Source organism: Rhizobium sp. YIM 134829 (assembly GCF_046546455.1).
In genome coordinates, this window is the sequence record NZ_JBKHKI010000001.1 from 109,505 (window position 1) to 129,651 (window position 20,147).

Consider the following 20,147-nt stretch of genomic DNA (forward strand, 5'->3'; position numbering starts at 1 on the left):
CCCGACGGGCGCCGTAGCGATGAAGGGAGAATGTGCATGGCCTGGTCGGCGGCGGACTATCTCACCTTCGAGGCGGAACGAACCCGACCCGCGCTCGATCTTGCGGCGCAAATTCCATCGCTGCCGGACGGCACGCTCTACGATCTCGGCTGCGGACCCGGCAATTCGACGGCCGTGCTCGCCGCGCGCTTCCCCGGCCGCCGAATCATCGGCGTCGACAGCGATGCCGACATGCTCGACAATGCGCGGCGACGTCTGCCGCAAACGCCCTTTCTGACCGGCGACCTCGCCGACTGGCAGCCGGAGGAGCCGGCCGCCCTGTTCTTCGCCAATGCCGTCTTCCAATGGCTGCCGGAGCATCCGGCAATCCTGGAACGGCTCTTGGAAACACTCGTGCCGGGTGGCGTGCTGGCGGTGCAGATGCCGGATAATCTGGACGAGCCCTCCCATATCGCCATGCGCGTGCTCGCAGCCGATCCCGCCTTTCGATCGGCCTATCCGAGCGGTCCGCCTGTCCGCACGCCGATCGACCCGCCGAGGGCCTATGTCGAGCGCCTGTCGCCGCTGGCCCAGGCCATCGATGTCTGGCGCACCAGCTATCATCACCGACTGGCCGATGCGGCGGCGATCGTCGAATGGGTGAAGGGCACCGGCCTCAGGCCCTTCCTCGCTCCGCTTTCCCCCGCGGCACGCGAAGCCTATCTTGCCGCCTATCTGGTCCGGATCGCAGCTGCCTATCCGCCGCTTGAGACCGGCGGCATCCTCCTGCCATTTCCCCGGCTCTTCCTGCTCGCGATCCGGCGATAGGGGCCGCGCGACGCCGAAGGATGACGCATTGTCCGGGCCGGCTCTCGACCGGTTGCCGGCAAAATTCCGCCTCGGCTCTTGCCTTCGCGCCGCGGCCCGACATGTTCTCCCCCAGCAGAGGGAATGGCGGATGAACAGGTCAGCGATGTGCACAAGCTCCAGGGTGGGATGCGTCGCCGGATCGAAGACCGCGAGGCACCCGCGCGGCGCGGCGGAGGCTCAGGCCGTGCAATGAGCCATCCGAGTTCCAACGTTCCCGTGGTGCTCGTGGTCGAGGACGAGCCGCTTCTGCGCATGATGGCGGCCGATCTCGTCGAGGAAGCCGGCTGCGTGGCCATCGAGGCGAGCAATGCCGACGAAGCGATCCTGCTCCTCGAAAGCCGCGGCGATATCCGCATCGTCTTCACCGATATCGACATGCCGGGCAGCATGGACGGCCTGAAGCTCGCCGCCGCCATCCGCGATCGCTGGCCGCCGGTGGAAATCATCGTCACCTCCGGCGTCTCGATGAAATCGGCCGACGCCCTGCCCGACCGCGCCGTCTTCTTCCCCAAGCCCTACGACCAGCGCATGATCCTGGCCACCCTGCATCGCATGGCTGACTTGCCGACGCTGCCGGGGCTTTGAAGCCTCCGTCGCCGCCTATTCGGCTGAGATCCGCGTCGGGTACAGCTTGCGGATCTCGTCTGCCACCAGCTTCTGCAAGCGCCAGAGCCTGCGGTCGCGGATGCCGAAGGCGTCGAGGTGGGCAACGGTGTTGAAGAGGTATTCGGCGCCGGAACCCGCATGGCCGCAAGCGCGGGCGAGCATGGCGGCACTTTCTTCCGGTGGCAGATGCAGCGATTCATGGCCGGCCGTCCCGCACCAGAAACACAGCGCGCGCACCCTCCCGGCATCGGTGCGGGTGGTCAGCCAGCGAAAGCTCGAGAGATATTCGATCGACGTCACCTCGCGGCGCAGCAGCCTGTCGATGGCCGCTTCCCGCTCGGCGCCATCGATGCGGAAGACGACGCCGTCGCAGCGGCCGCCGGGCTCCAGCACCATCATCAGGCCCGGATGATCCTCCGATCCGCGAAAGCGGTCGAGCTTCATGGTGAAGGCGCGGTGCCAGCCGAAGGCCGTGGCGCGACGGCGCTCCTGCGAGGTAAACTCCGGCTTCCAGATCAGCGACCCATAGGCAAAGACCCAGAGCGGCGCATCGCCGAGCTCGGCGAGCAGCGTGGCGGTCAGAGCGCTGAAGTCGTCCTCCTGCATCGGCGTTCGGGTCAGGTCCGGACCCGGATCGGGAACCTCGCGGTGGCAGAGCGCCACGAGCTCCGCCGTCAGGGCCATCTCGCCGCCGGCCGCGCTCCGGCGCAGCCGCGTGCGCAGCGTGGCGCCCGGCTTGTCGCCGCGACCGTCCAGGGCGACGGATGCGGCCTGTCTGCTCTGGTTCTGGTCCGGCCGGTCAGGCAGGGTCATCGGGATGTCGGACATGGTCCTGCCATTCCTCTCACGCGCGCCTCCCATCCATAAGCAAGTCATTGCCCGCGCCGTTGTCAAGGTCTGGCAACAACGCATTGGCAGCTCTCGGGTCCAGCCGCTCGACCAGAAAATCGACGAAGGCGCGGATGCGGGCGGCCAGGTGATCATGGCCGACGAAGACGGCATGGATGGTTTCGCCATCCTCCGGCCGGTGCGCCTCCAGGAGGGGCACAAGCCGTCCGGCCTCCACATCCGGCCCGACATGGAAGCGGCCAATGCGGCCGATCCCCTGCCCGTCCAGACAGAGCCGGCGCATGATGAGGCCGGAGGAGACAAGCATGGCCGGGCGGAAGGGGCGATCATAGGTCTGCCCGCTCACCGGGTCGAGGAAGGGCCAGACCTGGCGCATGCCCTCGATGTTGAAGCCGAGACAGGCATGGTTGTTCAGATCCTCCGGCGTCTCGGGCGTGCCATGGCGCGCGAGATAGGCGGGCGAGGCCACCAGCATCCGGCGGCTGTCCATCAGCTTGCGAGCCTTCAGCGCCGAATCGCGCAGAGCGCCGGACGAGCGGATGGCAATGTCGGTGCGGTCCTCCACCAGATCGACCACGCCGTCGGTGAAGGTGAGATCGAGCACCACCTCCGGATAGAGCGCCCGGAAATCGCCGATCAGCGGCAGAATGAAGCGCTCGCCGAAAGCCATCAGCGTATTGACCCGAAGCCGCCCGCGCGGAACGGCGCGCGCGCCGCTCGACACCAGCCGCTCGGTCTCCTCGATCTCGGCGAGGATGGCGCGGGCCCGGGCCAGATAGACTTCGCCCTCCGGCGTCAGCTTCAGCGCCCGCGTCGTACGCACCAGGAGCCGCGTGCCGAGCCGGCGCTCGACCCGTGCCGCCAGCTTGGAAACGGCGGAGGCCGAGAGGCCGAGCCGCCGCCCCGCCGCCGAGAAGCTGCCGGCCTCCACCGCCGCCACGACGATCTCCATCTCCCCTGCCCGATTGTCCATCGCTTGACCTGTGACTGTGTTTCACAGGTGATTGTCGCAGTCTTGCGCTAATTGAACAAGTCCGCTCCGACTATCTCCTCTGCATCCGGCGGATACCTCCCGCTCCGCCCTCCCTGCCAAAGGATGCTCCCATGCCCCTTGCCCTCTTTGCCCTCACGATCGCGGCCTATGCGATCGGCACCACGGAATTTGTCATCGTCGGCCTCCTGCCGACCGTTGCCTCCGACCTCGGCATCACCCTGCCGATGGCCGGCCTGATCGTTTCCATCTATGCGCTCGGCGTCACCTTCGGCGCACCGGTCTTGACCGCGCTCACCGGCCGCATCGGCCGCAAGGCGCTGCTGCTTGGCCTCATGGCGCTCTTCGTCGCCGGCAACGGGCTTGCCGCGCTCGCCCCCGGCTATGGCCTCCTGCTCGTCGCCCGCGTCCTGTCGGCCTTTGCCCATGGCGTGTTCTTCTCGGTCGGCGCAACCATCGCCGCTGGCCTCGTGGCGCCGGACCGGCGCGCCTCGGCGATCGCGCTGATGTTCATGGGCCTGACGGTTGCGATCGTCACCGGCGTTCCGCTCGGCACCATCATCGGCCAAACCTTCGGTTGGCGCGCCACCTTTGCGGCCGTCGCCGGCCTCGGCATCGTCGCCTTTCTCGCCATCGCCCTTCTCCTGCCCTCCAAGCTGCCGCAGAGCGCACCGGCAAGGCTGGTGGACCAGGTCAAGGTGCTCGGCTCCGGCCGGCTGCTGCTGGTCTTCGGCATGACGGCGCTCGGCTATGGCAACACCTTCGTCACCTTCACCTATCTGACGCCGATGCTGGAGCAGGTCACCGGCCTCTCCTCCTCCGCCGTCAGCCTCGTGCTGGTGCTCTATGGCCTGGCGATCGCCGCCGGCAATCTCTCCGGCGGTCGCTTCGCCGATCGCAATCCGGTCCGCGCGCTCATCGCGCTCTTCGCGGCCCAGGCAGCCGTCCTCGTGCTCTTCGCCTTCACGGCCGGCGCCGTGATCCCGGCGCTGGTAACGCTCGCGGCCCTCGGCTTCCTCTCCTTTGCCAGCGTCCCCGGCCTGCAGCTCTATGTGGTCGAGCTCGCCCGCATCCACCGGCCGACGGCGGTCGATGTCGCCTCGGCGCTCAACATCGCCGCCTTCAATCTCGGCATCGCCGTCGGCGCCTGGGTCGGGGGTCTGACGGTCGCTTCCTCGCTCGGCCTCGAAGCCACCCCCTGGGTCGGCGGCCTGATGGTCCTTGGCGCGCTGGGCCTGACGCTGATCAGCCGCCAGCTCGACCAGCGGCGCCCGGCGCTTGCCGCCTGAGCGTGAACCCGAGCGGGCCGGCGCCGCTTGACGCGCCGGGCCGCCGAACCATCTAGAACCTCGCCGGCGGGTTTGCCCGCGGCAGGGCTCGCTTCATATCCGTCATCCCGGCGCTTTCCGCGACGCGGACGGATCATCACCGGCCACCTTTGCGCCCGCTTTGAAGGCCGCACTCGACAGGAGGACAGAATGACCATCACCACCCAGAAGATTGTCAAATGCAACGGCGCGGAGATTCCCGCCCTTGGTTTCGGCACGTTTCGCATGCCGGGCGACGAGGTTCTCGCGATCGTCCCCAAGGCGATCCAGCTCGGCTTCCGCCATGTCGATACCGCGCAGATCTATGGCAACGAGGCCGAGGTCGGCACAGCGATCGAGCGCTCCGGCGTGCCGCGCAACGAGATTTTCCTGACCACCAAGGTCTGGACCGACAAATATGCCCGCGGCAGCTTCATGGCCTCGGTCGAGGAAAGCCTGCGCAAGCTCAAGACCGACTATGTCGACCTGCTGCTCCTGCATTGGCCGGGCAGCCCGGTGCCGATCGCCGAACAGGTGGAGGGGCTGAACAAGGCCGTGCAGTCCGGCAAAGTCCGCCATGTCGGGGTCAGCAATTTCAACACGGCGCAGATGGACGAGGCAGCGCGGCTGAGCGACGTGCCGCTCGTGACCAACCAGGTCGAATACCACCCCTATCTCGATCAGCTGAAGGTGCTGGAGGATGCCGAGCGGCTCGGCATGTCGATCACCGCCTATTACGCCATGGCCGATGGCCGCGTGCCGAAGGATCCGGTGCTGAACGACATCGGAGCCAAGCATGGGAAGACCGCCGCCCAGGTCGTCCTGCGCTGGCTGATCCAGCAGCACGGCGTGATCGCGCTGTCGAAGACCTCGACGGAAGCGCGCATCGCCGAAAATGTCGGCATCTTCGACTTCCAGCTTTCCGCCGAGGAGATGCGGGCGATCCATGCGCTCGCCAAGCCCGATGGCCGCATCGTCAATCCGAAGGGGCTCGCCCCCGAATGGGACAAGGCCGCCTGAGGGCAACGACCCAATCCAGTCGCGGAGGCCGGCCGCCAGCGCGGTCGGCCTCTCTTTTTGTCGTCAGACGAACTGGCTGAGACCCGGCACCGAGGCGACGACTTCGTCTACCGTCTCGTCGCCGGCCTGCTCGCGGGCGTAGCGGATCGTTTCCTTGGCGAGTGCCGTGATCTCGCCCATGGAGAGGCCTTCCGCCATCAGCTGCTGGCCGAGCGCCATGACGCCGCCGCCGCCGACGGCCGAGAACATCTTGCCGAGCAGGCCACCGCCGTCCGAGCCCTCGCCATTGAAGCGGGCGACGAGATCCGTCGCGCCCGGCGTCTGTTCGATCATCCGGGCAACCGGTCCATCCGCGGCTTCGCGCTGGAGGAAGCCCAGCATCATGCCAATCGCCTTTTCGGCAAGCGCCGGCTCAATGCCGACCGTGTCGGCAACGCGCGTAACCAGTTCGTTCATGGCAGTCTCCTCTTGTCCCCGGCGTGAGGCCGGGCTGTCCTCGTCCGCGGCGCGCTGCGCGCCGTCCGGATCGCGCGCGGATCATTTCACGAGCGCTGCGCGAAGACAATGGAACGACGGGCCCGCGGGAGCGCGCGGATCACCCGCCGCAGTTGCCGCTGGCGCGCGGCCCTTCTATAAGCGGGTGGTGACACTGCGGCGCAGCCCGCGGCCCGGGCGTTCTCCGGGTTCACCCGCTGGAGGATTTCGATGCTCGAAGATGGCAAGCTCTTTATCGGCGCCAGCCGCAACCCGGATGAGACGATCAACAAGGGCGAATATCTGGAGCTGAAATTCGGCAATCGCCACGGGCTCGTCACCGGCGCCACGGGGACCGGCAAGACGGTGACGCTGCAGGTTCTGGCAGAAGGCTTCTCCAGGGCGGGCGTGCCGGTCTTCTGCGCCGATGTGAAGGGCGACCTCTCCGGCATCGCCGCGGTCGGCGAGGCGAAGGACTTTCTCCTGAAGCGCGCCGAGCAGATCGGGTTCAGCGACTATGATGTCGAGCAGTTCCCGGTCATCTTCTGGGATCTCTACGGTGAGAAGGGCCACCGCGTCCGCACCACCATGTCGGAGATGGGCCCCCTTCTGCTCTCGCGGCTGATGAATGCGTCCGATGCGCAGGAGGGCGTGCTCAACATTGCCTTCAAGATCGCCGACGAGGGCGGCCTGCCGCTGCTCGACCTGAAGGATCTGCGCGCGCTGCTCACCTATATGGGCGAGAATGCCAGCGCGCTCTCCGCAAAGTTCGGCTTCATCTCCAAGGCCTCGGTCGGCTCCATCCAGCGCGAGCTTCTGATCCTCGAGCAGCAGGGTGCCGAGCATTTCTTCGGCGAGCCGGCGCTCAAAATCTCCGACATCATGCGCGTGACCAATGATGACCGCGGCGTCATCTCGGTGCTGGCCGCCGACAAGCTGATGATGAACCCCCGCCTCTACGGTACCTTCCTGCTCTGGCTGCTGTCGGAGCTCTTCGAGGAGCTGCCGGAAGTGGGCGATCCGGAAAAGCCGCGGCTCGTCTTCTTTTTCGACGAGGCGCATCTGCTCTTCAATGATGCGCCGAAGATGCTGCTGGAGCGCGTGGAACAGGTGGTGCGCCTGATCCGCTCCAAGGGGGTCGGGGTCTATTTCGTCACGCAGAACCCGCTCGACGTGCCGGAAACCGTGCTCGCCCAGCTCGGCAACCGTGTGCAGCATGCGCTGCGCGCCTATACGCCGCGCGAGCAGAAGGCGGTGAAGACCGCGGCCGAAACCTTCCGCGCCAACCCCGCCTTCGACTGCGCCACCGCCATCACCGCGCTCGGCACCGGCGAGGCGCTGGTCTCGACGCTCGAGGGCAAGGGTGCGCCTTCCATGGTCGAGCGCACGCTGATCCGCCCGCCCTCGGCGCGTGTCGGACCGCTGACCGACGAGGAGCGCCGCGCCAACCTGGCAAAGAGCCCCGTCGCCGGCCTCTATGACGAGGACTATGACCGGGAATCGGCCTATGAGATCCTTGCCAAGCGGGCCGAGAAGGCGACCGAGGCCGCCGAGGTGGCTCGCGAGGCGGCATCGGACGATGCGGCCCCTGCTCCCGGCACCGCCTCCACCCGCTGGACGCTGCCCGGCTTCGGCCGCGAGGAAGCGGAGGCTCCAGCCCGCGCCGGCACGGCCGGCCGGCCCCGCAGCAGTGGCTACCAGCGCGAGACGATCGCCGAAGCGGCGATGAAGACCGTCGCCCGCACCGTCGCCTCCTCGCTCGGCCGAGCGCTGGTGCGCGGCATTCTGGGCAGCCTGAAACGCTGATCCCCGCATGCGGTCGCTGGTCGCCGGCCCAGCGGAATTTCCCTGCCGTCGCAACGAGTTGCGGCGGTACGCTCTTCGTGCGGCCTCGGGTTTGGAAATTACGGCCAAGGCTTACAAAAAGAAAAGCGCTTGCAATTGCTGCTCGAAGCGCCTATCTCTAGGCCATCGATCTTGTATTGGAGCTTTGCTCCCGCGCTGCGGCGCCACGTAATCTTCTCTTTCAACGTCGATCTCACTGCTCGTTCTTTTGGACGAGCGAATACTCATCACGACCGAAAGGGTTTCATCGTGGCTACCGGTACCGTCAAGTTCTTCAACACCACCAAGGGCTTCGGCTTCATCGCTCCCGACAACGGCGCTTCCGACGTTTTCGTTCACATCTCGGCCGTTGAGCGCGCCGGCATGCGCACCCTGAACGAAGGCCAGAAGGTTAACTTCGAAGTTGTTCAGGACCGTCGCAGCGGCAAGTCCGCAGCTGACAATCTGAGCGCCGCTTAATCGGCTTTGCGAGCCGCCTCGCCCCTTCGAACACTGTTCGAAGGTCAGGCTGGGGCAAGGCTTCGCTGACAGATTGGTTCCGTCGTTTCCGGACACCTGACCACGGATGTACTGGCAGGCTCCCGTCGAAATGACGTTAGGAAGGTCGGGAATTTCCCGGCCTTTTTTCTTGTATGGATGGCCCGGCGGCCAAGCCCGCCAGTTCGGCTGCGCTCGATCCGATCGAGCGCCCCATCCGCCGCCTGACGCGCGGCAGCTTATCAACACGCGTGCAGCGTCTCCCAGCCCGTCCCCCTCGACGCGCGGCGTTGCCCGAGGAGATCGCCATGACGCCTGCTGAAAAACTCTTTCGCAGCGACACGCCCCGCCGAACGGCCGGCTCGAAATCCATTCAGACTGATTCCGAAGCCCGCGCGATCATCGAGACCGAGGAGCGCCAGCGCCGAAAGAAAACCGAGCGCCTGCGCGAAGCGCGCATCGCCCAACTGGCCCTGACCGCCGAAACCGCCCCGCCCGTGAAGGCGAAGCCGAAGCGCAAGGCTGCCGCCAAGGGCTGAGGGCAAGGGCTGAGGGCACGGGAGTCGTCTAGGCGATATCGGCGCAACTTTTGACATGCGACGCCTAACGGGATCTCGTCGAGCTCCCGTCGAGCCGACAGCAAGTCCCCCTCTAGGCTGCCGCCCATCTCCCCACACGAGGAGAGACCCAGAGACCGCCGCCGTGCGCCAGTCGAACGCAAGACTGATCCGAACATCCTTTCAGCAGGTTGATATTGGCGATGAGCCCGCTCCGCGGTCTCTCTCCCTTTGGGGGAGATGGCCGGCAGGCCAGAGAGGGTCTTTTTCTAGAAACTCCCCGAAGCCAAACGCCGATCAGCGCACCGTTGAAACCAGGTTGAAATGCGCGCCCTGGGGGTCGACGGCGTTCACGATATAGGCGGGGCCGGGTACCTCCTGGGGACCGAAGATCACAGTGCCGCCGTTGAGGCCGATCCGGTCCACGGCTGCATCAAGCGCGGGTACCGCGACATAATAGGCCCAGTGGGGCATGGGCACCTGCGGCAGGCGGGTCATCATGCCGCCGATCGCGCGTCCCTGATGGGCGAAGATGCGGTAGATCCCCATCGGACCCATGTCCATGTCGCTCTCCTTCGTCCAGCCGAACAGATCGGCATAGAAGGCGAAGGCCTCGTCGCAATCGCCGGCGTGCAGCTCCGACCAGCCGAGCTGGCCCGGCGCCATCATCGGCACCGTCGGCGGTGTCGTCTCCATCGGCTTGGGCGTCATGATGCAGATCACGGCCCCGTGCGGATCGGCGATGACGGCGAAGCGGCCGATGCCCGGAATATCCTCCGGCCCCTTGCAGACCGTGCCGCCAAGCTCCTCGGCACGCGCGGCCGTCGCATCGCAATCCGAGACCGCGACATAGCCGGTCCAGTTCGGGGGAACACCTTCCGCGGCGAGCGAGGCCGGCAGCGTCATCAGGCCCGCAACCCCGGCGCTGCACCCCTCGCCCGGCACGCCGGCTTCGAACACCGTGTAATCGATCCCATCAACGGGCTTGGAGGACCAGCCGACGACGTCGCCATAGAAGCGCGCGGCGCCCTCGACGTCCGAGGTCATCAGTTCGATCCAGATGAACGATCCGTGCGTCTCATCCATGGCAATGGTCTCCTCTCCCGGCTTGACATGATAGGTTGATATCAACAGTATTTGGCCATGTCAAACCGCGATCCCGCCGCGATTCGCGTGCCCTATGAGACGACCGCTCTGGTGCGCGACACCTGCCTCTGCCTGCATGTCCAGCGTGCCGCCCGCGCGCTGGCGCGGCTGTTCGACGAGGCGTTGCGGCCGCTGGGGCTGACCAATGGGCAGTTCTCGCTGTTGATGGCGCTGAACCGGCCGGAGCCGGTCGCCATGGGCCCGGTCGCCTCGTTGCTCGCCATGGACCGCACGACGCTGACGGCAGCGCTGAAGGTGCTCGAGCGGCGCGGCCTGCTGACCATCGCCCCGGATCCGAACGACCGGCGCAGCCGAAAGCTCTCGCTCACCGACGCTGGCCACGCCCTGCTGATGACCGCGCTGCCGATCTGGCGGCGGCTGCATGCCGAGCTCGACGATCAGCTGCCGGACGGCGAGCCCGAGCGGCTGCGGCGCGACCTCATTGCGCTCGGACGCAGCGCCTGAACGAGAAAGCCCCGCCCCACCCGAAGGCAGGACGGGGCTCGAACGCGGCGACCGTTCTCGCCGCGCTCTGAACTTTAACCTGGCGGCGCCTCAGGCCAGCGTGACTTCGACCTCGGTCGAGGTGCGCATCGCGTGGCTGTAGGGGCAGAGCTGGTGGGCCTTGGCCAGCAGGCGCTCGGCCGTCTCACGATCGAGACCGGGAACATCGGCGAGCAGCGAGACTTCGATGCGAAAGCCGCCATCGTCGCGGGTGGCGAAGCTGACAGTGGCCGTCACGCTGGCATCATCGGGAATCTTGACCTTTTCCTTGCCGGCCACATTTTTCAACGCACCGAGGAAGCAGGCGGAATAGCCGGCAGCGAAGAGCTGCTCGGGATTGGTGCCGGTGGCACCGTCGCCGCCGAGTTCCTTCGGCACGGTCAGCGTCACGTCGAGAACGCCATTGTCGGATACGGCGCGGCCGGCGCGGCCGCCGCTGGCAGTGGCCTTGGTGGTGTAGAGAATGGGCATGGTCGTCTCCTTGGGCTGGTCGATGGATCGACGGGTCGGCTCTTCCGGTCTTGTCAGCGAGGGCCATGCCCCGCTGCGGCCGGTTCGACGGCGGTCGAACTCCTGAACAAGAGCCACGACCGCCGCGTCGGCATCTTGATAGCGTACAATTTCGTTGCGCGCAATATGATTTTGCAAATTGAATTTTGGGCCAAGATATGAGAGACTGCCTCTCATGACCAAGGCCTCACCCACAGCGAGCGGACGCAAGACGGGCAAGGGCGCCGCCGTATCGGCCGTGCTCGACCAGCATCTGTGCTTCGCCGTCTATTCGCTCGCCCACGCCTTCACACGCGCCTACAAGCCCCTGCTCGAGCGCATGGGGCTCACCTATCCGCAATATCTGGTGATGCTTGCGCTCTGGGAGCATGGCAGCATGACGGTGCGCCAGATCGGCGACGCGTTGGGGCTCGATTCCGGCACGCTGTCGCCGCTGCTGAAGCGGCTGGAGGCGGCCGGCTTCGTCACCCGGCGGCGCGATCCGGCCGATGAGCGGCAGGTGATCGTGGCGCTGACAGAATCCGGCGACGCGTTGCGCGAGGAAGCGGCTCAGGTCTTCCTCGAAATCGGCCGCGCCACCGGCTGCACGCTGGACGAGGCAACAGCGCTACGCGACGCGCTGGTGACGGTCGCCGACCGTCTCGGCGCCGCCGATGCGGTGGAAGACGCCTGATCTCGACTGCGCTGCTTGGCCACCGCGCGGAAAGCCACCGCTGACGAATCAGCGGATTAGCCCGCGTCGATGCCCCGCCTCCTTCCCGATTTGCCCGTGCCACAGGCGCCGCCGGACTTCGCCCAAAGCCGATATTCGCTTCTGCAGCGTCTCGCGGCGGCCTTTCCCGTACCAAAGTCTATGGGACAGCTGCCCGACAGGCGAAATCAGGGAACTTCTCAAGCCGGCACGCCTGCCCTAGGCTCCGGATTCGAGAAAGGCGTGGGCGATGGGGGCAGCACGATTGGCAGGCTTGGATGGCGCGCGGGCGGACTTCATGGGGGCCGATCAGGATCCCTATGATCAGGCCATGCGGGTCAGCGCCGCCCTTGTGGCGCTGGTGGCGCTTTCGATCCTTGTCCTCTGGAGCGCCGGGTCGCCGGAGCTGTTCGAGACCGAGCCGATGCTCTTCGCGATGCCCTTCAATGCGGCACTGGCCTTTCTGCTTGCGGCCGGCGCTGCCTGGTGCCTGGTGTCGAACCAGCCCGGGCTCGCGCGCGGCCTGGCGCTGGCCGGGCTGGCGCTGGCCCTGGTCGCCCTCTTCGAGCACAGCCGCGGCCTCGGCCCTACCGAGCGTTTTCTCGCCAGCCCCTTTGCGAGCCCCACCGGCCAGCGGCGTGGCGGCATGGCCATCAATACGGCTATCTGCTTCGCGCTCTTCACGCTCGCCAGCCTGCGCATCGGCTCGGTGCGGCGTAGCTCGCGCACCGCTTTGTCCCTGCTGGCCACGGTCCTGCTCATCGCCGCCGGCTCGATGCTGGGGACGGTGATGAACATCGCCGCCGGGGAGGACTGGATGCGGCTCGCCCGCATGTCGCCGCAGACCGCCCTTTGCTTCGCGCTTCTGGTGCTGCCCCTCTACTTCCGCCGCCCGGAAACGATCGGGCAGGACCGTGCCTCGCTTGCCGCCTTCCTGACCGCCGCCCTCTATGTGCTCGTCACCGGGCTGACCTTCATCGAGCTCAAGCGGCAGCAGGCCTCTGTAACGCTGCCCAATGGTGCGGCGGATGTGCAGGCGACGCTGATCGCTATCCTGCTCGTCTCCGGCCTCGCCTTCTTCTGCCTGATCGTCTACGCGCTGCGCGTCGTGCGCCGGCAGAAGCAGACCGCGCGCGAACTCGCCGGCACCCATGCCCGTCTGTCGGCGATCTTCGACAATGCCGCCGATGGCATCGTCACCATCGACGAACGCGGGCACATCCTTCTGGTCAATCCCGCCTGCGAGCGCATCTTCGGCTATTCGACCCGCGAGATGGTCGGCCGCGATATCGGCTTCCTGATGCCCGATTCCGATCCAAGCAGCCAGGAAGGCAGCGAGACGCGCGAGGTCATGGGGCGGCGGCGTGATGGGCGGCGGATCGAACTGGAAATCTCCACCGCGCGCTTCCCGCTCGGCCGGCAGATGGTTGCCTCCGCCATCCTGCGCGACGTCAGCCAGCGCAAGCAGCACGAGCGGCAGATTCTTGAGGCCAATGCCGAGCTTGAGGAGTTTTCCTACCGCACCTCGCATGATCTGCGTTCGCCGATCGCCTCATCCCTCGGCCTCATCGCCATCTGTCGCGACATGATTGCCGATGGCGCATCGCTGGCCGACGTCGAGCCGGTTCTCGCCCGCATCGAGAGTGGCTTCCGCCGGCTCGACCAGCTGATCCAGAACATCATCCTCCTCACCCGCACCAAGGTGATGGAGGAGCCGAGCGCCGACGTGCCCGTTCTGGCGACGGTGCGCGACTCGATCGATCGGATGCGGCTGAGCGATGAAGGCCGTCAGATCGCTTTCCTGATCGATATTCCCGAAACGCTGACGATCAAGACCAAGCCCAGCCGGTTCCGCATCATCACCGACACGCTGATCTCCAACGCCGTCCGCTATGCCGATCCGGCCGAAGCCCTGCCGGAGGTGCGCATCCTCGCCCAGTCACGTTTCGGCTGGGTCACGCTCAGTGTTGGGGATAATGGATTGGGCATCGATCCCGCCGACGAGCAGAATCTGTTTCAAATGTTCAAACGCTTTCATCCTTCGCGTGCAGAGGGTAGTGGACTTGGTCTATACATCTTACGCAAGAGCGCAGAACATCTCGGCGGCAGTGTCGCCTATCGCCGCCGCGCGAAGGGCAGCGAGTTTTCGGTGCGCTTGCCGCAGGGAGACAAGGCATGACGTCCATCCGTTCGATCCTCACCGTCGATGACGACGAGAGCGATCTCTTCATCTGCGCCTATACGATCCGCAAGTTCGATCCGGGCATCACCGTGCACAGGGCCGAGAACGGGCTGGCGGCGATCGAGATTCTGCAGCGCATCGAGCGGCCGGACGCGATCATTCTCGACATCAACATGCCTGTCATGAACGGGTTCGAGTTCCTGGAGCGCTATGCGCACGACTTCAACGGGCATGCGCCGGTCGTCGCGATGCTGACCAGCTCGCATCTCAACGCCGACCGCGAAAAGGCGCTGCGCTATGATTTCGTCAAAAGCTATTTCGAAAAGCCGCTGAAGCGCGAGGACCTGGAAGCGCTCGATCGCGTGCTGAGCGGGCGGGCCTGACGTTTCCCCAGGCGAGGGACCGGACGGGGCGCGCGATGCGCGCGGCCCCGCCCTGGGAGAAGCGGGTCAAACGACCAGGATCGGCGCCTTGACGCGCACGCGGTCGTAGAGGTCGATCACGTCCTGGTTGATCAGGCGCACGCAGCCGGAGGAGACCGCCTTGCCGATCGAGTTCCATTCCGGCGTGCCGTGCAGACGGTAGAGCGTGTCCTGCCCGTCCTTGAAGATATACATGGCACGGGCGCCAAGCGGATTCATTAGCCCGGGTTCCATGCCACCATTGGCGATCGAATAGGGTTCCAGATGCGGCTGGCGCGCCACCATCTCGTTCGGTGGCTTCCAGCGCGGCCATTTCTGCTTCCACTGGATCACGCCGCGCCCCGACCAGGCAAATCCCTCACGACCGATGCCGACGCCGTAGCGCATGGCGCGGCCACCGCCCTCGGTCAGGTAGAGGAAGCGATCCTTGGTGTCGACGATGATCGTGCCCGGCGCCTCGCCGAAGGGATCGGCGACCTGCTGGCGGTAGTAGCGCTGGTTGATCTGCTGATAGGGCACCGCGGGGACGATGTAGCCGCCATCGGAGACCGAACCATAGACGCCGGCATAGTAGGAGGAATCGGGCGACAGGCCCGTCTGGTAGACGCCCGGTTCCTCCAGATAGCGATAGCCGCCCTGCGGCGGCGGCGCGAAGCGGTTGTCGAAGGCGGGATTGCGGAAATAGGGCGCCGTCTCCTGGTTGAAGCTCGGCGTATTGGATGTCGAGTTGCAGGCAGCGAGTGTCGCCGAGGCGGCGGCAAGCCCGGTCAGGTTCAAGAAACCGCGGCGGGAGATCGGTTTGTCTATGGTCATCGGCTTCCGGCTCTACGCAGGGACAGGTGGGCACCGCGCCGGATGGCGTGCGCGGCGGCGCAGGAGACAGGGCGGGCCGCTCTGCGTCCCCTTCTCCCCCAAAGGCAACGCCGAGATGGGACCGCCGATCCGGATCCTGCTCAGGGCCTCATCTATGTCACGCGGGCGCTGGAGCGAGACTTGCGCAGACCGAACCAGGAAGGTTGCCAGCGATTGACGGAACGACTGTGGCAAAGCTGCCGCAGTTTGCGGCGCGCGGGGCCGGTCAGGCGGAAAGGAGGGCCGCGAAGGCGGCCGGTTCCAGCGGGCGGGCGACCAGATAGCCCTGAATATCGCGGCAGCCGCAGCTGCGCAGGAACTCGAGCTGTGCCACCGTCTCGACACCCTCGGCGATGACGTCGAGCTCCAGCTTCTGGGCAAGCGAGACGATGGCGGCAGTGATCGCCATATCATCCTCATCGTCGGGAATATCCTTGACGAAGGAGCGATCGATCTTCAGCCGCCGGACTGGAAAGCGCTTGAGCGCGCTCAGACTGGAATAGCCGGTGCCGAAATCGTCGATCGCCATCTCGACGCCAATCTCTTCGAGCGCATGCATGGTGGCGATTGCCTGCGGCACGTCCTGCATGATCAGGCTTTCGGTGATCTCGAGTTCCAGCAGGCGCGGCGGCAGGCCGGTGGCGAGCAGCGTTGCCGCCACACGCTCGACCCAGCCCTTCTCGGCGAACTGGCGGGCGGAGACGTTGACGCTGACGACCACCTCCGGCAGCCCGGCCTCCTGCCAGGCCTTCGCCTGCCGGCAGGCTTGCGCCAGCACCCATTCGCCGATCTCGACGATCAGCCCGGTCTCCTCGGCCAGCGGCACGAAGTCGCCAGGCGACATGAGGCCGTGTTTCGGATGCTCCCAGCGCAACAGGGCCTCGGCAGCGAAGATGCGGCCGGAGGCGATGTTCTGCTGCGGCTGGTAGCGCAGGCAGAATTCATCCCGTTCGAGCGCCAGGCGAAGCTCTTCCACCTGCAGCAGCTTGGCGCGTGCCGTCTCGGCCATTTCGGCCGAGAAGAGCTTCAGATTGTTGCGGCCATGCGCCTTGGCCCGGTACATGGCGGCATCGGCATTGGCGAGCAGCTCGCTCGGCGTCACGCCATGATCGGGGAAGGTGACGACGCCCATGCTGCAGCTGACCTGCAGCATGCGCCCATCGATCTCCATCGGCTGGGAGACGGAGGCGCGGATCGCCTCCAGCCTTGCCAGAACCACGCTCTGATCGGCCGGCAGCGCAGTGAGCAGGATGATGAATTCATCGCCGCCGACCCGCACGATCATGTCGGATTTGCGGACATTCTCGGTCATGCGCCGGGCGACGACGCGCAGGAGATCGTCGCCGGCATGATGGCCGAGGCTGTCATTGATCAGCTTGAAATTGTCGAGATCGATGAAGGCGAGCGCCACCCATTCCTGGCGCGCTGCCGCCTCTTCAATGGCCAGACAGACGCGGGCGTCGAGAAGCGTCCGGTTCGGCAGCCCGGTCAGCGCATCGTGATGCGCCATGAAATGGATGCGCCGCTCGGTTTCGTCGCGCTCAATGGCGATGGCGGCGAGGTTGGTGGCAAAGGTCTGCAGCTCGCGCTCCGCATCGGTGGGCTCGCTATCCGTCTCCGAATAGAGCGCGAAGGTGCCGAGCACCTCGCCTTGATAGGAGCGGATCGGCGTCGACCAGCAGGAGCGGAAGCCGAAGGGCCGGACGAGCTCGATATAGTCCGCCCAGCGCTCGTCGGAATAAATATCGCGCGTGACCACCTGCGCGTTGAGGTAGGCGGCCGTGCCGCAGGAGCCACTCTTTGGTCCGATCGGCACATGATCGAGCAGGCTGGCATAGCGGGGATCGAGATTGGGCGCCGAGCCGACATGCAGATGCTCGCCGTCCGGGCAGACGAGCAGGATCGCGCCCTTGAGCTGTGGCTGATTGGCCTCGACCAGCGTGATCAGTTCGCGGAAGATGGTGGTGAGATCGACGCCCTTGGCGATCATTTCGAGAACGCGTGCCTGGCCGATCAGCAGATGCTCGCCCTTCTTGCGATCGGTGATGTCGCGCGAGACGCCGACAATGCCGATGGTGCGCCCCTGCTGGTCGCGCAGCGGCACCTTGGATGTCATCAGCCAGCGCTCGCCGATCGACGACACTGCGGCGCGCTCGATCAGGCCGATGAGCGGTTCGCCGCTCTCGATCACCCGCCGCTCGTTCTCGGCGATGGCCCGCGCAATTTCCGGGGGATGAAGATCGAAATCGGTGAGCCCGATGATGTCGCGCATGTCGCTGAGGCTATTGTCCCTCACGGTCGCGTGGTTGGCGATCAGGAACCGTCCGGCCGTATCCTTGGCATAAATGTAATCGGGAATGTGGTTGACCATGGTTTCCAGCCAGTAGTGGCGGTCCACCAGATCGGCCGGCGTGCCATAGAGGCGGGCGACTTCGGTCACGAGCTTCTCGCTGGCGGCAATCAGCCGGCGCGTCTCCTCATCGCTTCCGGCCCTGTGCCTGTTTCGCTCACGCGAGCGACTGATCGTCCTGCTCACAGGGTCCCCCTGGCTTCCGGCTTACCGACGCACAATCTGCTTTCTAGCGAACAGAAGTTATTCTTCCCCTAAGGCGCCGGATTGCCGTCTTGCGCGACATGATTTTCTCGCCGATGGCCCTTTGGAGCGTCAGTTCTTACCGAAACAGCACACGACGCTCGTCGCGCGTCTCTCCGCCCAAAGAGACACCCCCTCCCCCGCCGCCGCAGCCAGCAGCCCGCCCGAGGATCGGCCATCACCAGATTTCATGAACGGCATCAACTGAAGCACCTTTCCGAGAGGTCAGCCTCGCCGTAAGGAGAATCGCCCGCGCGGTCCTTGCCGGAAACTTGGTCCGCTCTCTGTTCCTGATGATCCGGAAGAGGAAACCCGATGCTGACAATCTATGGCTGCTACACCTCGCGCGCCTCCCGCAACTACTGGCTGGCGCTGGAACTCGGGCTCGACTTCCGCTCCGTCCCGGTGGTCCAGGCCCGACGCCTGGATGATCCCCACAGTGCCGATGCGCCGATCAACACGCTTTCGCCCGAGTTCGTCGCGATCAACCCGATGGGGCTGATCCCCGCCATCGACGATGACGGCCTGGTGCTGACGGAGTCGCTTGCCAACAATCTCTATCTCGCCCGCAAGCATGGCGGTCCGCTGGCTGCGGCCGATCTGAAGGAAGAAGGGCAGATCGATGGCTGGACGCTGTTTGCCGCCACGGCAATCGAGCCATCGGCCGTGCGCATCGTCCGCACCATCGACGATGGCGCCGGCGAAACCGAAGAAGGCCGCGCCGTGATCGCCGCCGCCATCGACGCGCTCGACAAGGGGTTCGCCGTCCTCGAAGCGCATCTTTCCACGCGCGATTATCTCGTCGGCGACCGCTTCACCGTCGCCGATCTGAACGTGGCGGAAGTGGTCCGCTATACCATGTCCCAAACCGCCTTCTTCGAACGCCACCCCGCCATCGTTGCCTGGATCACCCGCTGCCACGCCCGCCCAGCCTTTGAGGAGATGATGAACCGGCGGCTGGCGGAGCGGTTCTGAAGGCGAACCAATCGGCGCCACGAAAGCAGCGGCGAGAGCTTATGGCTCCGCCGGCAGCCGCGCCGCGCTGAGGCTGTCGTGGATCTCGCGGCGGAGCCAGAGCTTGAAGGCGGTGGTGACGCGGCTGTCGCGGCGCGCGGGAGCGGTGACGAGATAATGGCCGAAGCCGGTCTCGGCGAAGATCGGGAAGGGGATGACCAGGCTTTTGCGCAGGAGAGCGTCGACGGCGAGCGTCTGCCAGGCGAGCATGATGCCCTGACCAGCAATGGCCGCATCGAGGCAGAGCGACGCCTCGTTGAAGACATGACGGGTCGGCATGCTGCGCGTCTCGAGCCCGGCTGCCGCCAGCCAGAGCGACCAGTCGAACATGGCCTGGCCATCGACCACCGCGCCTTCCCGCAACAGGTCCTCAGGCCCGGCAAGCCGGGCGGCGACCGCCGGGCAACAGACCGGAAAGACGCGCTGGGCGAGCAGCGGCTCGGCCTTCACGCCTGGCCAGCCGCCGCTGCCGACGCGGATAGCAAGGTCGACATCGGACCGTTCGAGATCGATGAGCTTCGTCGTCGCCTCGATGCGCAGGCGCAGATCCGGATGGTTCGCGGTAAAGCCATCGAGGCGATGGACCAGCCAGCGTGCGGCAAAGACCGGCGCAACCGAGATCGTCAGGCTCTGCTCGTCGCGCTCGCGGGCCATGGCCACCGCATCGTTCAGTGCCAGGAACCCCTCCTTCAGGCGGGGAGTGAGCCTTTGTCCGAGCGCGGTCAGCTGCAATCCGCGCGGCGTGCGGTCGAAGAGAGGGCGGCCGAGCTGTTTCTCCGTGCGGGCGAGCTGCTGACTGACGGCGCCGATCGTGACGCCGAGCTCCTCGGCCGCCGCCTGGAGCGAGCCGAGCCGCGCCACCGCCTCGACCGCCTTGAGCCCATTCAGATGAACCGCATTCAGATCACGCATAGAGATTATCTATAGCGTCTGCCAGGCAAACTCAATTGATCTCCTGCCGGCTTCATTAGACGATGGCGACAAACCAGGAGTCGCCGCCATGTCGCACTTCCACGTCTCGCCCCCTCGCCCTTCCCTTCCCGCCCCGTTCGGCAGCCGCCTGCTTGCCTGGCTCGGTCTCTCGACGATCGATCCGCAGGGCCCCTGCAGTCTTTCGCACGAGGATCTGCAGACACGGCTGGCCTGGCTCCGCGATCCGCTCGCCCATCCTGATCTCGCCGCCATGAGCCTGCGCCAGCAGGCCGATCTGCCGCCGGCCCGCTTCGTCGATCGCCCCTGACGTGAACCCCCGCCGCTC

The 20,147-nt window shown here is 66.1% G+C and carries 21 protein-coding genes; 13 read left to right on the forward strand and 8 right to left on the reverse strand.

From position 1 onward, the window contains the following. Nucleotides 1-36: 36 nt before the first annotated feature. Both tam and ACLE20_RS00590 read left to right on the forward strand, forming a co-directional pair. The gene (tam, locus tag ACLE20_RS00585; RefSeq protein ID WP_410938311.1) at nucleotides 37-807 is read left to right on the forward strand and encodes a trans-aconitate 2-methyltransferase; all 771 of its coding nucleotides are present in this window, start codon (nucleotides 37-39) and stop codon (nucleotides 805-807) included. A 231-nt stretch (nucleotides 808-1,038) separates the two neighbouring features. Further along, nucleotides 1,039-1,434, forward strand: a complete 396-nt coding sequence (locus ACLE20_RS00590; protein ID WP_410938312.1) for a response regulator — start codon at nucleotides 1,039-1,041, stop codon at nucleotides 1,432-1,434. A 15-nt stretch (nucleotides 1,435-1,449) separates the two neighbouring features. Here ACLE20_RS00590 and ACLE20_RS00595 read toward each other — a convergent pair whose 3' ends face one another. After that, a complete protein-coding gene (locus ACLE20_RS00595; RefSeq protein WP_410938313.1) occupies nucleotides 1,450-2,283 on the reverse strand; it encodes a gamma-glutamylcyclotransferase in 834 nt (277 codons plus the stop codon). Between the two features lie 16 nt (nucleotides 2,284-2,299). Continuing rightward, nucleotides 2,300-3,277, reverse strand: coding sequence for a LysR family transcriptional regulator (locus ACLE20_RS00600; RefSeq protein WP_410938314.1), 978 nt, complete (start codon nucleotides 3,275-3,277; stop codon nucleotides 2,300-2,302). 131 nt (nucleotides 3,278-3,408) lie between these two features. Here ACLE20_RS00600 and ACLE20_RS00605 point away from each other — a divergent pair, with 131 nt between their 5' ends. Beyond that, complete coding sequence (locus tag ACLE20_RS00605) at nucleotides 3,409-4,584, forward strand: MFS transporter (RefSeq protein WP_410938315.1); 1,176 nt, start codon at nucleotides 3,409-3,411, stop codon at nucleotides 4,582-4,584. A gap of 189 nt (nucleotides 4,585-4,773) precedes the next feature. Beyond that, the gene (locus ACLE20_RS00610) at nucleotides 4,774-5,622 is read left to right on the forward strand and encodes an aldo/keto reductase (RefSeq protein WP_410938316.1); all 849 of its coding nucleotides are present in this window, start codon (nucleotides 4,774-4,776) and stop codon (nucleotides 5,620-5,622) included. A gap of 63 nt (nucleotides 5,623-5,685) precedes the next feature. Here the strand turns inward: ACLE20_RS00610 and ACLE20_RS00615 are convergent, their stop codons facing one another. Beyond that, nucleotides 5,686-6,078, reverse strand: a complete 393-nt coding sequence (locus tag ACLE20_RS00615; RefSeq protein ID WP_410938317.1) for a hypothetical protein — start codon at nucleotides 6,076-6,078, stop codon at nucleotides 5,686-5,688. A gap of 249 nt (nucleotides 6,079-6,327) precedes the next feature. Here ACLE20_RS00615 and ACLE20_RS00620 point away from each other — a divergent pair, with 249 nt between their 5' ends. The 3 genes from ACLE20_RS00620 (at nucleotide 6,328) to ACLE20_RS00630 (ending at nucleotide 8,957) form a co-directional block, all read left to right on the forward strand. Then, nucleotides 6,328-7,902 carry a helicase HerA-like C-terminal domain-containing protein gene (locus ACLE20_RS00620; RefSeq protein WP_410938318.1) on the forward strand — a complete coding sequence of 525 codons (1,575 nt, stop codon included), beginning with the start codon at nucleotides 6,328-6,330 and terminating at the stop codon, nucleotides 7,900-7,902. 288 nt (nucleotides 7,903-8,190) lie between these two features. Then, complete coding sequence (locus ACLE20_RS00625; protein WP_323105645.1) at nucleotides 8,191-8,400, forward strand: cold-shock protein; 210 nt, start codon at nucleotides 8,191-8,193, stop codon at nucleotides 8,398-8,400. 308 nt (nucleotides 8,401-8,708) lie between these two features. Next, entirely contained in the window at nucleotides 8,709-8,957 is a 249-nt protein-coding gene (locus ACLE20_RS00630; RefSeq protein WP_410938319.1) for a hypothetical protein, read from the forward strand. A gap of 315 nt (nucleotides 8,958-9,272) precedes the next feature. Here ACLE20_RS00630 and ACLE20_RS00635 read toward each other — a convergent pair whose 3' ends face one another. Beyond that, nucleotides 9,273-10,061 carry a VOC family protein gene (locus tag ACLE20_RS00635; RefSeq protein ID WP_410938320.1) on the reverse strand — a complete coding sequence of 263 codons (789 nt, stop codon included), beginning with the start codon at nucleotides 10,059-10,061 and terminating at the stop codon, nucleotides 9,273-9,275. Nucleotides 10,062-10,118: 57 nt separating this feature from the next. Here ACLE20_RS00635 and ACLE20_RS00640 point away from each other — a divergent pair, with 57 nt between their 5' ends. Further along, the gene (locus ACLE20_RS00640) at nucleotides 10,119-10,586 is read left to right on the forward strand and encodes a MarR family winged helix-turn-helix transcriptional regulator (RefSeq protein WP_410938321.1); all 468 of its coding nucleotides are present in this window, start codon (nucleotides 10,119-10,121) and stop codon (nucleotides 10,584-10,586) included. 90 nt (nucleotides 10,587-10,676) lie between these two features. On the opposite strand, the gene ACLE20_RS00645 is transcribed toward ACLE20_RS00640, so the two are convergent. Beyond that, nucleotides 10,677-11,096, reverse strand: a complete 420-nt coding sequence (locus tag ACLE20_RS00645) for an organic hydroperoxide resistance protein (protein WP_410938322.1) — start codon at nucleotides 11,094-11,096, stop codon at nucleotides 10,677-10,679. Between the two features lie 214 nt (nucleotides 11,097-11,310). On the opposite strand from ACLE20_RS00645, the gene ACLE20_RS00650 reads away from it, so the two are divergent. From ACLE20_RS00650 to ACLE20_RS00660, 3 genes are all read left to right on the forward strand, one after another. Then, nucleotides 11,311-11,808, forward strand: a complete 498-nt coding sequence (locus ACLE20_RS00650; RefSeq protein ID WP_410938323.1) for a MarR family winged helix-turn-helix transcriptional regulator — start codon at nucleotides 11,311-11,313, stop codon at nucleotides 11,806-11,808. Nucleotides 11,809-12,076: 268 nt separating this feature from the next. After that, the gene (locus ACLE20_RS00655) at nucleotides 12,077-14,005 is read left to right on the forward strand and encodes a sensor histidine kinase (RefSeq protein WP_410938324.1); all 1,929 of its coding nucleotides are present in this window, start codon (nucleotides 12,077-12,079) and stop codon (nucleotides 14,003-14,005) included. Then, nucleotides 14,002-14,391, forward strand: a complete 390-nt coding sequence (locus ACLE20_RS00660; RefSeq protein ID WP_410938325.1) for a response regulator — start codon at nucleotides 14,002-14,004, stop codon at nucleotides 14,389-14,391. Before ACLE20_RS00655 ends, ACLE20_RS00660 begins: the two co-directional genes overlap by 4 nt. Nucleotides 14,392-14,457: 66 nt before the next feature. Here ACLE20_RS00660 and ACLE20_RS00665 read toward each other — a convergent pair whose 3' ends face one another. Both ACLE20_RS00665 and ACLE20_RS00670 read right to left on the reverse strand, forming a co-directional pair. Next, nucleotides 14,458-15,243: a L,D-transpeptidase gene (locus ACLE20_RS00665; RefSeq protein WP_410938326.1), complete on the reverse strand. Its 786-nt coding sequence runs from the start codon at nucleotides 15,241-15,243 to the stop codon at nucleotides 14,458-14,460. 265 nt (nucleotides 15,244-15,508) lie between these two features. Beyond that, a complete protein-coding gene (locus ACLE20_RS00670) occupies nucleotides 15,509-17,818 on the reverse strand; it encodes an EAL domain-containing protein (RefSeq protein WP_410938327.1) in 2,310 nt (769 codons plus the stop codon). A gap of 372 nt (nucleotides 17,819-18,190) precedes the next feature. Here ACLE20_RS00670 and ACLE20_RS00675 point away from each other — a divergent pair, with 372 nt between their 5' ends. Next, complete coding sequence (locus tag ACLE20_RS00675) at nucleotides 18,191-18,850, forward strand: glutathione S-transferase family protein (protein ID WP_410938328.1); 660 nt, start codon at nucleotides 18,191-18,193, stop codon at nucleotides 18,848-18,850. Between the two features lie 39 nt (nucleotides 18,851-18,889). Here the strand turns inward: ACLE20_RS00675 and ACLE20_RS00680 are convergent, their stop codons facing one another. Beyond that, nucleotides 18,890-19,801, reverse strand: coding sequence for a LysR substrate-binding domain-containing protein (locus tag ACLE20_RS00680; protein WP_410938329.1), 912 nt, complete (start codon nucleotides 19,799-19,801; stop codon nucleotides 18,890-18,892). An 88-nt stretch (nucleotides 19,802-19,889) separates the two neighbouring features. Here ACLE20_RS00680 and ACLE20_RS00685 point away from each other — a divergent pair, with 88 nt between their 5' ends. Then, nucleotides 19,890-20,129 carry a hypothetical protein gene (locus ACLE20_RS00685; RefSeq protein ID WP_410938330.1) on the forward strand — a complete coding sequence of 80 codons (240 nt, stop codon included), beginning with the start codon at nucleotides 19,890-19,892 and terminating at the stop codon, nucleotides 20,127-20,129. Nucleotides 20,130-20,147: the final 18 nt, after the last annotated feature.

Excerpts from the sequence above, each read along its gene's own strand:
- tam (WP_410938311.1), top strand. The coding sequence starts at position 37 with ATGGCCTGGTCGGCGGCGGACTATCTCACCTTCGAGGCGGAACGAACC.
- ACLE20_RS00590 (WP_410938312.1), top strand. The coding sequence starts at position 1,039 with ATGAGCCATCCGAGTTCCAACGTTCCCGTGGTGCTCGTGGTCGAGGAC.
- ACLE20_RS00595 (WP_410938313.1), bottom strand. The coding sequence starts at position 2,283 with ATGTCCGACATCCCGATGACCCTGCCTGACCGGCCGGACCAGAACCAG.
- ACLE20_RS00600 (WP_410938314.1), bottom strand. The coding sequence starts at position 3,277 with ATGGACAATCGGGCAGGGGAGATGGAGATCGTCGTGGCGGCGGTGGAG.
- ACLE20_RS00605 (WP_410938315.1), top strand. The coding sequence starts at position 3,409 with ATGCCCCTTGCCCTCTTTGCCCTCACGATCGCGGCCTATGCGATCGGC.
- ACLE20_RS00610 (WP_410938316.1), top strand. The coding sequence starts at position 4,774 with ATGACCATCACCACCCAGAAGATTGTCAAATGCAACGGCGCGGAGATT.
- ACLE20_RS00615 (WP_410938317.1), bottom strand. The coding sequence starts at position 6,078 with ATGAACGAACTGGTTACGCGCGTTGCCGACACGGTCGGCATTGAGCCG.
- ACLE20_RS00620 (WP_410938318.1), top strand. The coding sequence starts at position 6,328 with ATGCTCGAAGATGGCAAGCTCTTTATCGGCGCCAGCCGCAACCCGGAT.
- ACLE20_RS00635 (WP_410938320.1), bottom strand. The coding sequence starts at position 10,061 with ATGGATGAGACGCACGGATCGTTCATCTGGATCGAACTGATGACCTCG.
- ACLE20_RS00640 (WP_410938321.1), top strand. The coding sequence starts at position 10,119 with ATGTCAAACCGCGATCCCGCCGCGATTCGCGTGCCCTATGAGACGACC.
- ACLE20_RS00645 (WP_410938322.1), bottom strand. The coding sequence starts at position 11,096 with ATGCCCATTCTCTACACCACCAAGGCCACTGCCAGCGGCGGCCGCGCC.
- ACLE20_RS00650 (WP_410938323.1), top strand. The coding sequence starts at position 11,311 with ATGACCAAGGCCTCACCCACAGCGAGCGGACGCAAGACGGGCAAGGGC.
- ACLE20_RS00655 (WP_410938324.1), top strand. The coding sequence starts at position 12,077 with ATGGGGGCAGCACGATTGGCAGGCTTGGATGGCGCGCGGGCGGACTTC.
- ACLE20_RS00660 (WP_410938325.1), top strand. The coding sequence starts at position 14,002 with ATGACGTCCATCCGTTCGATCCTCACCGTCGATGACGACGAGAGCGAT.
- ACLE20_RS00665 (WP_410938326.1), bottom strand. The coding sequence starts at position 15,243 with ATGACCATAGACAAACCGATCTCCCGCCGCGGTTTCTTGAACCTGACC.
- ACLE20_RS00675 (WP_410938328.1), top strand. The coding sequence starts at position 18,191 with ATGCTGACAATCTATGGCTGCTACACCTCGCGCGCCTCCCGCAACTAC.
- ACLE20_RS00680 (WP_410938329.1), bottom strand. The coding sequence starts at position 19,801 with ATGCGTGATCTGAATGCGGTTCATCTGAATGGGCTCAAGGCGGTCGAG.
- ACLE20_RS00685 (WP_410938330.1), top strand. The coding sequence starts at position 19,890 with ATGTCGCACTTCCACGTCTCGCCCCCTCGCCCTTCCCTTCCCGCCCCG.